Here is a 266-nt window from a genome sequence, read left to right as displayed (position 1 = left end):
GTAAAATCAGGATTAAGCAATAACCTGAATGCCTTGATGAATCGTGTATGGAAGGTAAAGAAAACCGGAACCGCCCAGGATGTGTACATCAAAACGAGTAACAGCAAAGCTACCTACCTGGTGTACAGCGCAGATCCTACATTCTCTTCAGGAGTAATAGGGTATGTTCCGCTTTCAGGAGGGGTTACAACGCTCGGAACGCAGATTCCTGACGGCAATTACTTCACATTTGCCACATTTGTAGAAGCACCTGGAGGTGTTTATAC

Annotated in this window: 1 protein-coding gene; it reads left to right on the top strand. The window is 45.1% G+C overall.

Going from position 1 to position 266, the window contains the following annotated elements:
* On the top strand, nt 1-266 hold a 266-nt coding region (locus ACPYOJ_RS35610), incomplete at both ends, for a DUF8202 domain-containing protein (RefSeq protein WP_481420424.1).

Source organism: Rhizobium sp. SVR5-9E, assembly GCF_056755095.1.
The sequence above is the reverse complement of the archived record's forward strand: the minus strand, read 5'-3'. Positions and strand labels throughout refer to the sequence as shown.